This is a genomic window from Curtobacterium uvaldense (assembly GCF_028307415.1).
Classification (GTDB): Bacteria; Actinomycetota; Actinomycetes; order Actinomycetales; family Microbacteriaceae; genus Curtobacterium.
Window position 1 is genome coordinate 22869 of the sequence record NZ_JAQMHU010000033.1, and the last position, 10437, is coordinate 33305.

Consider the following 10437-nt stretch of genomic DNA (forward strand, 5'->3'; position numbering starts at 1 on the left):
GGAAACCGTAACGGCGGCCCGTGCGCAAACGCACGGGCCGCCGACGGGGGTTACTGGGAGACGGTTCCGCCAGCAGCCACGATCTTCTCAGCGGCGGACGCCGAGACCTTGTCGACCGAGACCGTGAGCTTCACGCTGATGTCACCCTGACCGAGAACCTTGACCTTCTCGTTCTTGCGGACGGCGCCCTTGGCGACCAGGTCCGCGACGGTGACGTCGCCACCGTTGGGGTAGAGCTCCGCGATCTTGTCCAGGTTCACGACCTGGTACTCGACGCGGAACGGGTTCTTGAACCCGCGGAGCTTCGGGGTGCGCATGTGCAGCGGCATCTGCCCACCCTCGAAGCCGACCTTGACCTGGTAACGAGCCTTCTGGCCCTTGGTACCACGGCCGGCGGTCTTGCCCTTCGAGCCCTCACCACGGCCGACACGGGTGCGGTCCTTCTTGGAACCGGCAGCCGGACGGAGGTGGTGCAGCTTCAGCACCTGGACCCGCTCGTTCTTCTCGTCGCTCATGCGTCGACCTCCTCGACCTTCACGAGGTGCGCCACCGTCGCGATGTACCCGCGGTTCTGGGCGTTGTCCTCACGCAGGACCGTACGGCCGATGCGCTTGAGGCCCAGGCTGCGCAGGGTGTCGCGCTGGTACTGCTTCTCGCTGATAACGGACTTCGTCTGCGTGATCTTCAGCATCGCCATCACGCACCTGCCTTCTCGGTCGCGGCACGCAGCGCCGCAGCCTCGGCGTGGAGCAGACGGGCCGGGACGACCCGGTCGACGTCGAGGCCACGACGGCTCGCGACCGCGCGGGGCTCCTCGAGCTGCTGCAGCGCCTCGACGGTCGCGTGCACGATGTTGATGGTGTTCGACGAGCCGAGCGACTTGCTCAGGACGTCGTGGATGCCGGCGCACTCGAGCACGGCGCGGACCGGACCACCGGCGATGACACCGGTACCGGCAGCGGCCGGACGCAGGAGCACGACACCGGCAGCGGCCTCACCCTGCACCGGGTGCGGGATGGTGTTGCCGACGCGCGGGACGCGGAAGAAGTTCTTCTTCGCCTCCTCGACGCCCTTCGAGATCGCGGTGGGGACTTCCTTCGCCTTGCCGTAGCCGACACCGACGAGGCCGTTGCCGTCACCGACGACGACGAGCGCCGTGAAGCTGAAGCGACGACCACCCTTGACGACCTTCGACACGCGGTTGATGGTCACCACGCGCTCGAGGAACTGGCTGTCGCCACCGCGGTTGTTGCGGTCACGACCCTGCTGACGGTCACGCCCGCCACCACGACGGCCGCGCTGGTCGGCGTTGTCGCGGTTGTTCGACGCGGAGCCCGCGGCGGTCTCGACCGGACGCTCGGCGACGGCAGGGGCTTCCGCTTCCTTGCCGGCCGCGGCCTTGGCGACGGTCTCCGTCGCAGCAGCGGTCTCGGTCTCGGCCGCTTCGTTGTTGTTCGCGATGTCGCTCACAGGTTCAGCCCTCCTTCACGGGCACCATCGGCGATCGCGGCGACGCGACCGGCGTACTTGCTCCCACCGCGGTCGAAGACCACGGCCTCGACGCCAGCGGCCTTCGCACGCTCGGCGACGAGCTCGCCGATGCGACGGGCCTTGGCCGTCTTGTCGCCGTCGAACGAACGGAGGTCGGCCTCCATCGTCGACGCGCTGGCCAGGGTGTGGCCCTTCGCGTCGTCGATGACCTGGACGAACACGTGACGCGACGAACGGGTGACGGCGAGACGCGGACGCGCCTCGGTGCCGGTGATCTTCTTGCGGAGACGGTTGTGACGGCGCGCCTTGGCGGCCGACTTGCTCTTTCCTCGGATACCGAGAGCCATGATCACTTACCTGACTTTCCGGCCTTGCGGCGCACGATCTCGCCCGCGTAGCGGACACCCTTGCCCTTGTAGGGCTCGGGCTTGCGCAGCTTGCGGATGTTGGCAGCCACCTCGCCGACGGCCTGCTTGTCGATGCCCGACACGGTGAGCTTGTTGTTGCCCTCGACGGCGAAGCTGATGCCCGCCGGCGGCTCGACCGTGATGGGGTGGGAGTAGCCGAGCGCGAACTCGACGTTGCTGCCCTTCGCCGCGACGCGGTAACCGGTACCGACGACCTCGAGGCCCTTGGAGTAGCCCTGGGTCACGCCGACGATGTTGTTCGCGATGAGGGTGCGGGTCAGGCCGTGCAGCGCACGCGAGCTGCGCTCGTCGTCCGGACGGGTGACGAGGACCTGGTTCTCCTCGACCTTGGCCTGGATGGGCTCTGCGACGGTGAGCGCGAGCTCGCCCTTCGGGCCCTTGACCGCGACGGTCTGGCCGTCGATGGCGACGGTCACACCCGCGGGGATGTCAATGGGAAGACGTCCGATTCGAGACATTGTCGATCACCACACGTAGGCGAGGACTTCCCCACCCACGCCCTTCTGCTCGGCTTCACGGTCGGTGAGCAGTCCCGACGAGGTCGAGAGGATCGCCACGCCGAGGCCACCGAGGACCTGGGGGAGCTCCGTCGACTTCGCGTAGACCCGGAGACCGGGCTTCGAGACGCGCTTGATGCCGGCGATCGAACGCTCGCGCTCGGGGCCGTACTTCAGGTCGATCGTGAGGGTCTGCCCGACGCGGGCGTCCTCGATCTTCCACTCGCTGATGTAACCCTCGCGCTTGAGGATCTCGGCGATGTTCTTCTTCAGCTTGGAGCTGGGGAGCGAGACGGCGTCGTGGTGCGCCGAGTTCGCGTTCCGCAATCTGGTCAGCATGTCTGCGACCGGATCGGTCATCGTCATGATGGTCGTCCATTCTTCGCCTGGTTTCGACACCCGTTCCACGAATGCCGACCTGAGCGATCGGGTGGTCTCCGAGCGGATCCCGGAGACCTGGGGGCCGGCGGCTGTCGCCGTCGGCCGGTGTTCGTGCGTGCGGGCCGGAGGACGTGAATCCTCCGGCCCGCAGCGCCCGGACTAGCTTAGACCGTCTGGTCGGCCGAACGGAACGGGAAGCCGAGCTGGCGGAGCAGCGCGCGGCCCTCGTCGTCCGTCTTCGCGGTGGTCACGACGGTGATGTCGAAGCCACGCACGCGGTCGATGCGGTCCTGGTCGATCTCGTGGAACATCGACTGCTCCGTGAGACCGAACGTGTAGTTGCCGTTGCCGTCGAACTGCTTGTCGCTGAGCCCGCGGAAGTCGCGGATGCGGGGCAGTGCGAGGGTGACGAGGCGGTCGATGAACTCCCACGCGCGGTCACCACGGAGGGTGACGTGCGCGCCGATGGCCTGACCCTCACGCAGCTTGAACTGCGCGATGGACTTGCGGGCCTTCGTCACGACCGGCTTCTGACCCGTGATCGCCGTGAGGTCCTTGACGGCCCCCTCGATGACCTTCGAGTCACGAGCTGCTTCACCGACACCGGTGTTCACGACGACCTTGACCAGGCCGGGGACCTGGTTGACGTTCGCGTACCCGAACTGCTCGGTGAGGGCAGCCTTGATCTCGTTCTTGTACTTCTGCTTGAGGCGCGGCTCGACCTTGGTCTCCGGCGCGGCAGTCGTGTCGGTCATCAGAGCTTCTCACCCGACTTCTTGGCGTAGCGGACGCGGACGGTCTTCTTGACGCCGTCCTTCTCCACCTCTTCGATGCGGAAGCCGACGCGGGTCGGCTTCTTGGTCTTCGGGTCGACGATGGCGACGTTCGACACGTGGATCGGAGCCTCGTGCTGCTCGACGCCACCGGTCTTCGACCCGCGCTGCGTCTGGCCGACGCGGACGTGCTTCGTGACGAAGTTCACGCCCTCGACGACGACACGGTTCTTGTCCTTGAGGACCTCGATGACCTTGCCCTGCTTGCCACGGTCGCCGCCACGCTCCTGCTTGGCTCCCGTGATGACCTGGACGAGGTCACCCTTCTTGATGTTCGCCATGGCTTACAGCACCTCCGGCGCGAGCGAGATGATCTTCATGAACTTCTTGTCACGGAGCTCACGACCGACCGGCCCGAAGATGCGCGTACCGCGCGGGTCGCCGTCGGCCTTGAGGATCACTGCCGCGTTCTCGTCGAACTTGATGTAGGAGCCGTCCTGACGACGGGTCTCCTTCTTGGTGCGAACGATGACCGCCTTGACGACGTCACCCTTCTTCACGTTGCCGCCGGGGATGGCGTCCTTCACCGTGGCGACGATGACGTCACCGAGGCCGGCGTAGCGACGACCCGAGCCACCGAGCACGCGGATGGTCAAGATCTCCTTGGCACCCGTGTTGTCGGCGACCTTCAGGCGGGATTCCTGCTGAATCACTGCTGTCTCCTATTCCGAAGCAGGCCGGGGCCTACTTGGCCTTCTCGAGGATCTCGACCAGGCGCCAGCGCTTGGAGGCGCTGAGGGGACGGGTCTCGCTGATCACGACGAGGTCGCCGACACCGGCGGTGCCGAGCTCGTCGTGCGCCTTCACCTTGGACGTGCGACGGATGATCTTGCCGTAGAGCGCGTGCTTCACGCGGTCCTCGACCTCGACCACGATGGTCTTGTCCATCTTGTCGCTCGTCACGTAGCCGCGACGCGTCTTGCGGTAGCCGCGGGTCGAGGCGGCGGAGTTGTTCTCTTCGTTCGCCATCAGTTCTCCTCGGCGGTAGCGGCCTCGGTCGACTCGGCGGGCTTGTCAGCCTTCTTCGTCTTCTTGGCCTTGGTGGCGGTCTCGACGGGCGCGGGGGTGGCACGGATGCCGAGCTCGCGCTCACGGAGGACCGTGTAGATGCGTGCGATGTCGCGCTTGACGGCGCGGAGACGACCGTGGCTCTCCAGCTGGCCGGTGGCCGACTGGAAGCGGAGGTTGAAGAGTTCCTCCTTGGCCTTCTTCAGCTCGTCAGCGAGACGCTCGTTCTCGAAGGTGTCGAGCTCCGTCGGACGGAGCTCCTTGGAACCGATCGCCATTATGCGTCGCCCTCCTCGCGCTTGATGATGCGTGCCTTGAGGGGCAGCTTGTGGATTGCACGGGTCAGCGCCTCACGGGCGATGTCCTCGCTGACGCCGGAGAGCTCGAAGAGCACACGACCCGGCTTGACGTTGGCGACCCACCACTCGGGCGAGCCCTTACCGGAACCCATGCGGGTCTCAGCCGGCTTCTTGGTGAGCGGGCGGTCCGGGTAGATGTTGATCCAGACCTTGCCGCCACGCTTGATGTGACGCGTCATCGCGATACGAGCGGACTCGATCTGACGGTTGGTCACGTAGGCGGGCGTGAGCGCCTGGATGCCGAAGTCGCCGAACGACACCTTGGTGCCGCCCGTCGCCTGGCCCGAACGCTTCGGGTGGTGCTGCTTGCGGTGCTTGACTCGACGGGGGATAAGCATGGTTACGCCTCAACTCCTGCGCCGGCCGGCGCGTCCTGCGGAGCCTGCTGCTGACGGCCGCCGCGGTCGCCGCCACGGCGGTCCCCACGGTCGCCGCGCTCGCCACGCGGGCCGCCACGACGCTCGGGGCGCGACGAACGCTGGTTCGCCTGCTCGCGAGCGAGCTCCTTGTTCGTGATGTCGCCCTTGTAGATCCAGACCTTCACGCCGATGCGGCCGAACGTGGTCCGGGCCTCGTAGAAGCCGTAGTCGATGTTCGCGCGGAGCGTGTGCAGGGGCACGCGGCCCTCGCGGTAGAACTCCGAGCGGGACATCTCGGCGCCGCCGAGACGGCCCGACACCTGGATGCGGACACCCTTGGCGCCGGCACGCTGTGCACCCTGCAGGCCCTTGCGCATGGCGCGACGGAACGCGACACGAGCGGAGAGCTGCTCGGCGATGCCCTGCGCGACGAGCTGGGCCTCGGTCTCGGGGTTCTTGACCTCGAGGATGTTGAGCTGGATCTGCTTCTTGGTGAGCTTCTCGAGCTCGCCACGGACGCGCTCCGCCTCGGCGCCACGGCGACCGATGACGATGCCCGGACGCGCGGTGTGGATGTCCACGCGGACGCGGTCACGGGTGCGCTCGAGCTCGATGCGGGCGACACCGGCGCGGTCGAGGGTCTTCTTCAGGTACTCGCGCACCTTGATGTCCTCGGCCACGTAGTCGGCGTAGCGCTGACCGGCCTTCGTGCTGTCGGTGAACCAGTGCGAGACGTGGTCCGTCGTGATCCCGAGACGGAAGCCGTACGGGTTGACCTTCTGGCCCATTACTTGCTCGCCTTCTTGCTCGTCGCGGCAGCCTCGGCCTCGTCCGGCGTCGCGAGGACGACCGTGATGTGGCTGGTGCGCTTGTTGATGCGGAAGGCGCGGCCCTGGGCACGCGGCTGGAACCGCTTCAGGGTCGTGCCCTCGTCGACGAAGACGCGGCTCACGTAGAGGTCGCGCTCGTCGAGGAAGCTGTTCGTCGAGTCCGCCTTGACACGTGCGTTCGCGATCGCCGAGGCGACCAGCTTGTACACGGGCTCCGAAGCGCCCTGGGGGGCGAACTTCAGGATGGCGAGGGCCTCGTGGGCCTGCTTGCCGCGGATCAGCTCGATGACGCGACGGGCCTTCTGAGGCGTGACGCGGATGTGTCGCACGCGTGCGATCGACTCCACCATTTCGTTCCTCCTCTGCGTCGCCGCGTTAGCGGCGACGGCCCTTCTTGTCGTCCTTCACGTGACCACGGAAGGTGCGGGTCGGCGCGAACTCGCCGAGCTTGTGACCGACCATCGACTCGGTGACGAACACCGGGATGTGCTTGCGGCCGTCGTGCACGGCGATCGTGTGTCCGAGCATGTTCGGGACGATCATCGAGCGACGCGACCAGGTACGGATCACGTTCTTGGTGTTGGCCTCGTTCTGCGTGACGACCTTGCGGAGCAGGTGCTCGTCGACGAAGGGGCCCTTCTTCAGACTGCGTGGCATCTTCTGAACTCCTACTTGCGCTTCTTGCCGGCGTTACGGCGACGGACGATGAGCTTGTCGCTCGGCTTGTTCGGCTTGCGCGTACGACCCTCGGCCTGGCCCCAGGGGCTGACCGGGTGACGACCACCGGACGTCTTGCCCTCACCACCACCGTGCGGGTGGTCGACCGGGTTCATCGCGACACCACGCACGGTCGGGCGGACGCCCTTCCAGCGCATGCGGCCGGCCTTGCCCCAGTTGATGTTGGACTGCTCGGCGTTGCCGACCTCGCCGATCGTGGCGCGGCAGCGGGCGTCGACGTTGCGGACCTCGCCCGACGGCAGGCGGAGCTGCGCGTAGGGGCCGTCCTTGGCGACGAGACGGACCGAGGCACCGGCCGAACGCGCCATCTTCGCGCCGCCACCGGGGCGGAGCTCGATCGCGTGGATGACCGTACCCACGGGGATGTTGCGCAGCGGCAGGTTGTTGCCGGGCTTGATGTCGGCGCCGGGGCCCTGCTCGATGACGTCGCCCTGCTTGAGCTTGTTCGGCGCGATGATGTAGCGCTTCGTGCCGTCGACGTAGTGCAGGAGCGCGATGCGCGCGGTGCGGTTCGGGTCGTACTCGATGTGTGCGACCTTGGCGTCCACGCCGTCCTTGTCGTGACGACGGAAGTCGATCACGCGGTACTGGCGCTTGTGGCCACCACCGATGTGGCGGGTGGTGATGCGGCCCGAGCTGTTGCGGCCACCGGTCTTCGGCAGCGGACGAAGCAGCGACTTCTCCGGCGTCGAACGGGTGATCTCAGCGAAGTCGGCGACCGACGAGCCGCGACGACCGGGGGTCGTCGGCTTGTAGTTACGAATAGCCATGATTTATCCCTCTGGTCCTCAGCCGACAGCCGTGAAGATGTCGATCGAACCGGACTTGAGCGTCACGATGGCGCGCTTGGTGTCCTTGCGCTTGCCCAGGCCGAACTTCGTGCGACGAGTCTTGCCCGGACGGTTCAGCGTGTTGATGCTCGCGACCTTGACGTCGAAGATCTTCTCGATGGCGAGCTTGATCTCGGTCTTGTTCGAGCGGGGGTCCACGATGAACGTGTACTTGCCCTGGTCGATCAGGCCGTAGCTCTTCTCCGAGACGACCGGCGAGATGATGATGTCGCGCGGGTCCTTGTTGAAGCCGCTCATGCGGAGATCTCCTTCGCGGTCTTCGACGCGATGAAGGCGTCGAGTGCGCTCTTGCTGAAGACGAGGGCATCCGACTTGAGCACGTCGTAGGCGTTGAGCTGGCCGTACGAGAGTGCGTGGACACCCGGCAGGTTGCGGATCGACTTGAGCGTGAGCTCGTCGTCCGACTCGAGCACGACGAGCACGTTCTTGACGGGCGCGACCTTCTCGATGAGCGTGCGAGCGGTCTTGGTCGACGGCACCTCGGCCGCGACGAAGGACTCGACAGCGGAGATGCGGCCACCGCGGGCGCGGTCCGAGAGCGAGCCGAGCAGGGCTGCGGCGATCATCTTCTTCGGGGTGCGCTGCGAGTAGTCGCGCGGGGTCGGTCCGTGGACGACGCCACCGCCGGTGTGCTCCGGAGCGCGGACCGAACCCTGACGGGAGCGGCCGGTGCCCTTCTGCTTGAACGGCTTGCGACCAGCACCGCGGACCTCGCCGCGGTTCTTGGTCTTGTGGGTGCCCTGACGCGCGGCGGCGAGCTGCGCGGTGACGACCTGGTGGATCAGCGGGACGTTGGTCTCGACGTCGAAGAGCGCGGCGGGCAGCTCGATGCTGCCGGCGACGGCTCCGGTCGCGTCGAGGACGTCGATCGTGGTTGCGGTCTCGGTGGCCATGATCACTTACCCTTCACGGCGGTGCGGACGAAGACGGAGCGACCGCGCGCACCGGGGACGGCGCCCTTGACGAGCAGCAGACCCTTCTCGGCGTCGACGGCGTGCACCGTGAGGTTGAGGACGGTCACGCGCTCGCCACCCATGCGGCCGGCCATGCGCATGCCCTTGAAGACACGCGACGGGGTCGACGAAGCACCGATCGAACCGGGCTTGCGGTGGTTGCGGTGGGCACCGTGCGAAGCGGACACACCGGCGAAGCCGTGGCGCTTCATGACACCGGCGAAGCCCTTGCCCTTCGACGTCCCGACGACGTCGACCTTCTGGCCGGCCTCGAAGGTGTCGACGGTGAGCTCCTGGCCGAGCGTGTACTCGGCGGAGTCGTTGGTGCGGATCTCGGTGAGGGTGCGACGCGGGGTCACACCGGCAGCCTCGAAGTGGCCGGCGGCCGGCTTGTTCACCTTGCGCGGGTCGATGGCACCGGCGGCGATCTGGATCGCCTCGTAGCCGTCGCGCTCGACGTTGCGGATCTGGGTGACCACGTTCGGGCCGACCTCGATCACGGTGACGGGGATGAACTTGTTGTTCTCGTCCCACACCTGGGTCATCCCGAGCTTCTTGCCGAGGAGGCCCTTGACGGTCTTGGTTGAGTTCGCCATTGGTCGGTCCCCCTTACAGCTTGATCTCGATGTTGACGTCAGCCGGGAGGTCGAGTCGCATGAGCGAGTCGACGGCCTTCGGCGTCGGGTCGACGATGTCGATGACCCGCTTGTGCGTGCGCTTCTCGAAGTGCTCGCGCGAGTCCTTGTACTTGTGGGGAGAACGGATCACGGTGACCACGTTCTTCTCGGTGGGGAGCGGCACCGGGCCGACCACGGTCGCACCGGCACGGGTCACCGTGTCGACGATCTTCCGGGCCGACGTGTCGATGACCTCGTGGTCGTACGACTTGAGCCGGATGCGGATCTTCTGTCCCGCCATGTGTCTCTCTGTCCTCTCTGCGCCGCGCACCCTCGGGCCGCCTGACGCCGCCGTCACCGTGCATTCCTGCAGGGCTTGGCTGTTTTCCTGAACCAACCGGCCGCATCCTCGGGGGATGACCGCTGTTCTCCTGTCAACCGCGCAGGGCGACCGTGGCCGTCCAGCGTGGGCATGTCGCTTCCCCCACACCTGGACACAGCAGTGGCCAGGCGCTCACGAGGGACTCGATCGTGTTCTGCTGCCTGCGGCCCAACCCAGCTCCGCTGGACGGAGGGGTTGTGCACTGCCAGAGCAGTGATCCTGCGCGCGCGAACGCCCGCGGAATTCGGAACCGGACAAGTCTCGCACAGCACGTCCGTGCGTGCAACCCGGGCGTGTCGTCGGATTCCGTGGGGCGCGGAGCGGCTCGCTCCCCCGGAACGGCGGGGTTCCGGTCGGCCTGGAGGCACGGCGCACCCCGGGCGCGTCGGGCGCGTTCCCGAGGTGCTCGGTGTGCTCGCGGCGGCGCCTCCGGTGGCCGGGATCGGTCACGCCGGCGCTGCTCCGGCGGGCGCCGGTGCGGCCCCGTCGCTCCGCGAGCCGGCAGGACACGCCGCGCGGTGCGCGCCGAGCGGGCGGGATCGGTCGGGTCGAGGTGCCGAGCGTGACGGAAACGGCCCGCTCGGCACGGCGCAGTGGAGGACCGGGCAGCCCGGCGAACCCTGAGGAACGGATCGTGGGGGGGGGGGGGGGGGGGGGGGGGGGGGGGGGGGGGGGGGGGGGGGGGGGGGGGGGGGGGGGGGGGGGGGGGG

20 protein-coding genes are annotated in these 10437 nt (G+C 67.4%); all 20 read right to left on the bottom strand.

Annotated features, from left to right (window positions below; genetic code table 11):
* Positions 1-50 precede the first annotated feature (50 nt).
* A complete protein-coding gene (gene rplO, locus PIJ49_RS14805; protein WP_066657012.1) occupies positions 51-515 on the bottom strand; it encodes a 50S ribosomal protein L15 in 465 nt (154 codons plus the stop codon).
* Positions 512-697 (bottom strand): 50S ribosomal protein L30, encoded by a 186-nt coding sequence (gene rpmD, locus PIJ49_RS14810; protein ID WP_031273241.1) that lies wholly within the window; start codon positions 695-697, stop codon positions 512-514. The genes rplO and rpmD overlap by 4 nt, the downstream gene beginning before the upstream one ends.
* Positions 697-1470, bottom strand: a complete 774-nt coding sequence (gene rpsE, locus PIJ49_RS14815; RefSeq protein ID WP_081985128.1) for a 30S ribosomal protein S5 — start codon at positions 1468-1470, stop codon at positions 697-699. Before rpsE ends, rpmD begins: the two co-directional genes overlap by 1 nt.
* Positions 1467-1838, bottom strand: a complete 372-nt coding sequence (gene rplR / locus PIJ49_RS14820) for a 50S ribosomal protein L18 (protein ID WP_066657014.1) — start codon at positions 1836-1838, stop codon at positions 1467-1469. Before rplR ends, rpsE begins: the two co-directional genes overlap by 4 nt.
* A gap of 2 nt (positions 1839-1840) precedes the next feature.
* Entirely contained in the window at positions 1841-2377 is a 537-nt protein-coding gene (rplF, locus tag PIJ49_RS14825; protein ID WP_066657016.1) for a 50S ribosomal protein L6, read from the bottom strand.
* Positions 2378-2383: 6 nt separating this feature from the next.
* A complete protein-coding gene (gene rpsH / locus PIJ49_RS14830) occupies positions 2384-2782 on the bottom strand; it encodes a 30S ribosomal protein S8 (protein WP_065960021.1) in 399 nt (132 codons plus the stop codon).
* Between the two features lie 179 nt (positions 2783-2961).
* Positions 2962-3552, bottom strand: coding sequence for a 50S ribosomal protein L5 (gene rplE, locus PIJ49_RS14835; protein WP_066657018.1), 591 nt, complete (start codon positions 3550-3552; stop codon positions 2962-2964).
* Complete coding sequence (gene rplX / locus PIJ49_RS14840) at positions 3552-3911, bottom strand: 50S ribosomal protein L24 (protein WP_066657021.1); 360 nt, start codon at positions 3909-3911, stop codon at positions 3552-3554. The genes rplE and rplX overlap by 1 nt, the downstream gene beginning before the upstream one ends.
* 3 nt (positions 3912-3914) lie before the next feature.
* On the bottom strand, positions 3915-4283 hold the full coding sequence (rplN, locus tag PIJ49_RS14845; protein WP_017885523.1) for a 50S ribosomal protein L14: 369 nt from the start codon (positions 4281-4283) through the stop codon (positions 3915-3917).
* A 31-nt stretch (positions 4284-4314) separates the two neighbouring features.
* Positions 4315-4599, bottom strand: a complete 285-nt coding sequence (gene rpsQ / locus PIJ49_RS14850; RefSeq protein WP_066657023.1) for a 30S ribosomal protein S17 — start codon at positions 4597-4599, stop codon at positions 4315-4317.
* Entirely contained in the window at positions 4599-4916 is a 318-nt protein-coding gene (gene rpmC / locus PIJ49_RS14855; protein WP_058728265.1) for a 50S ribosomal protein L29, read from the bottom strand. Before rpmC ends, rpsQ begins: the two co-directional genes overlap by 1 nt.
* Positions 4916-5335, bottom strand: coding sequence for a 50S ribosomal protein L16 (gene rplP, locus PIJ49_RS14860; RefSeq protein ID WP_066657030.1), 420 nt, complete (start codon positions 5333-5335; stop codon positions 4916-4918). The genes rpmC and rplP overlap by 1 nt, the downstream gene beginning before the upstream one ends.
* A gap of 2 nt (positions 5336-5337) precedes the next feature.
* Positions 5338-6144: a 30S ribosomal protein S3 gene (gene rpsC, locus PIJ49_RS14865; RefSeq protein ID WP_066657031.1), complete on the bottom strand. Its 807-nt coding sequence runs from the start codon at positions 6142-6144 to the stop codon at positions 5338-5340.
* A complete protein-coding gene (gene rplV, locus PIJ49_RS14870) occupies positions 6144-6536 on the bottom strand; it encodes a 50S ribosomal protein L22 (protein WP_056121420.1) in 393 nt (130 codons plus the stop codon). The genes rpsC and rplV overlap by 1 nt, the downstream gene beginning before the upstream one ends.
* A 25-nt stretch (positions 6537-6561) precedes the next feature.
* Positions 6562-6843 carry a 30S ribosomal protein S19 gene (gene rpsS / locus PIJ49_RS14875; protein ID WP_017885529.1) on the bottom strand — a complete coding sequence of 94 codons (282 nt, stop codon included), beginning with the start codon at positions 6841-6843 and terminating at the stop codon, positions 6562-6564.
* An 11-nt stretch (positions 6844-6854) separates the two neighbouring features.
* Complete coding sequence (rplB, locus tag PIJ49_RS14880) at positions 6855-7694, bottom strand: 50S ribosomal protein L2 (protein ID WP_058728264.1); 840 nt, start codon at positions 7692-7694, stop codon at positions 6855-6857.
* An 18-nt stretch (positions 7695-7712) separates the two neighbouring features.
* On the bottom strand, positions 7713-8012 hold the full coding sequence (rplW, locus tag PIJ49_RS14885) for a 50S ribosomal protein L23 (protein ID WP_058742338.1): 300 nt from the start codon (positions 8010-8012) through the stop codon (positions 7713-7715).
* Entirely contained in the window at positions 8009-8668 is a 660-nt protein-coding gene (gene rplD / locus PIJ49_RS14890) for a 50S ribosomal protein L4 (protein WP_066657033.1), read from the bottom strand. The genes rplW and rplD overlap by 4 nt, the downstream gene beginning before the upstream one ends.
* A 2-nt stretch (positions 8669-8670) precedes the next feature.
* Positions 8671-9324, bottom strand: a complete 654-nt coding sequence (gene rplC, locus PIJ49_RS14895) for a 50S ribosomal protein L3 (RefSeq protein ID WP_022903285.1) — start codon at positions 9322-9324, stop codon at positions 8671-8673.
* Between the two features lie 13 nt (positions 9325-9337).
* Positions 9338-9646, bottom strand: a complete 309-nt coding sequence (rpsJ, locus tag PIJ49_RS14900) for a 30S ribosomal protein S10 (protein WP_022903286.1) — start codon at positions 9644-9646, stop codon at positions 9338-9340.
* Between the last annotated feature and the right edge of the window lie 791 nt (positions 9647-10437).

Coding starts and splice junctions, on each gene's coding strand:
- rplR (WP_066657014.1), bottom strand. CDS start 1,838: ATGGCTCTCGGTATCCGAGGAAAGAGCAAGTCGGCCGCCAAGGCGCGC.
- rplD (WP_066657033.1), bottom strand. CDS start 8,668: ATGGCCACCGAGACCGCAACCACGATCGACGTCCTCGACGCGACCGGA.
- rpsC (WP_066657031.1), bottom strand. CDS start 6,144: ATGGGCCAGAAGGTCAACCCGTACGGCTTCCGTCTCGGGATCACGACG.
- rplB (WP_058728264.1), bottom strand. CDS start 7,694: ATGGCTATTCGTAACTACAAGCCGACGACCCCCGGTCGTCGCGGCTCG.
- rplX (WP_066657021.1), bottom strand. CDS start 3,911: ATGGCGAACATCAAGAAGGGTGACCTCGTCCAGGTCATCACGGGAGCC.
- rplP (WP_066657030.1), bottom strand. CDS start 5,335: ATGCTTATCCCCCGTCGAGTCAAGCACCGCAAGCAGCACCACCCGAAG.
- rpsH (WP_065960021.1), bottom strand. CDS start 2,782: ATGACGATGACCGATCCGGTCGCAGACATGCTGACCAGATTGCGGAAC.
- rplC (WP_022903285.1), bottom strand. CDS start 9,324: ATGGCGAACTCAACCAAGACCGTCAAGGGCCTCCTCGGCAAGAAGCTC.
- rpsQ (WP_066657023.1), bottom strand. CDS start 4,599: ATGGCGAACGAAGAGAACAACTCCGCCGCCTCGACCCGCGGCTACCGC.
- rplO (WP_066657012.1), bottom strand. CDS start 515: ATGAGCGACGAGAAGAACGAGCGGGTCCAGGTGCTGAAGCTGCACCAC.
- rplW (WP_058742338.1), bottom strand. CDS start 8,012: ATGAGCGGCTTCAACAAGGACCCGCGCGACATCATCATCTCGCCGGTC.
- rplF (WP_066657016.1), bottom strand. CDS start 2,377: ATGTCTCGAATCGGACGTCTTCCCATTGACATCCCCGCGGGTGTGACC.
- rpmC (WP_058728265.1), bottom strand. CDS start 4,916: ATGGCGATCGGTTCCAAGGAGCTCCGTCCGACGGAGCTCGACACCTTC.
- rplV (WP_056121420.1), bottom strand. CDS start 6,536: ATGGTGGAGTCGATCGCACGCGTGCGACACATCCGCGTCACGCCTCAG.
- rpsS (WP_017885529.1), bottom strand. CDS start 6,843: ATGCCACGCAGTCTGAAGAAGGGCCCCTTCGTCGACGAGCACCTGCTC.
- rplE (WP_066657018.1), bottom strand. CDS start 3,552: ATGACCGACACGACTGCCGCGCCGGAGACCAAGGTCGAGCCGCGCCTC.
- rpsJ (WP_022903286.1), bottom strand. CDS start 9,646: ATGGCGGGACAGAAGATCCGCATCCGGCTCAAGTCGTACGACCACGAG.
- rpmD (WP_031273241.1), bottom strand. CDS start 697: ATGGCGATGCTGAAGATCACGCAGACGAAGTCCGTTATCAGCGAGAAG.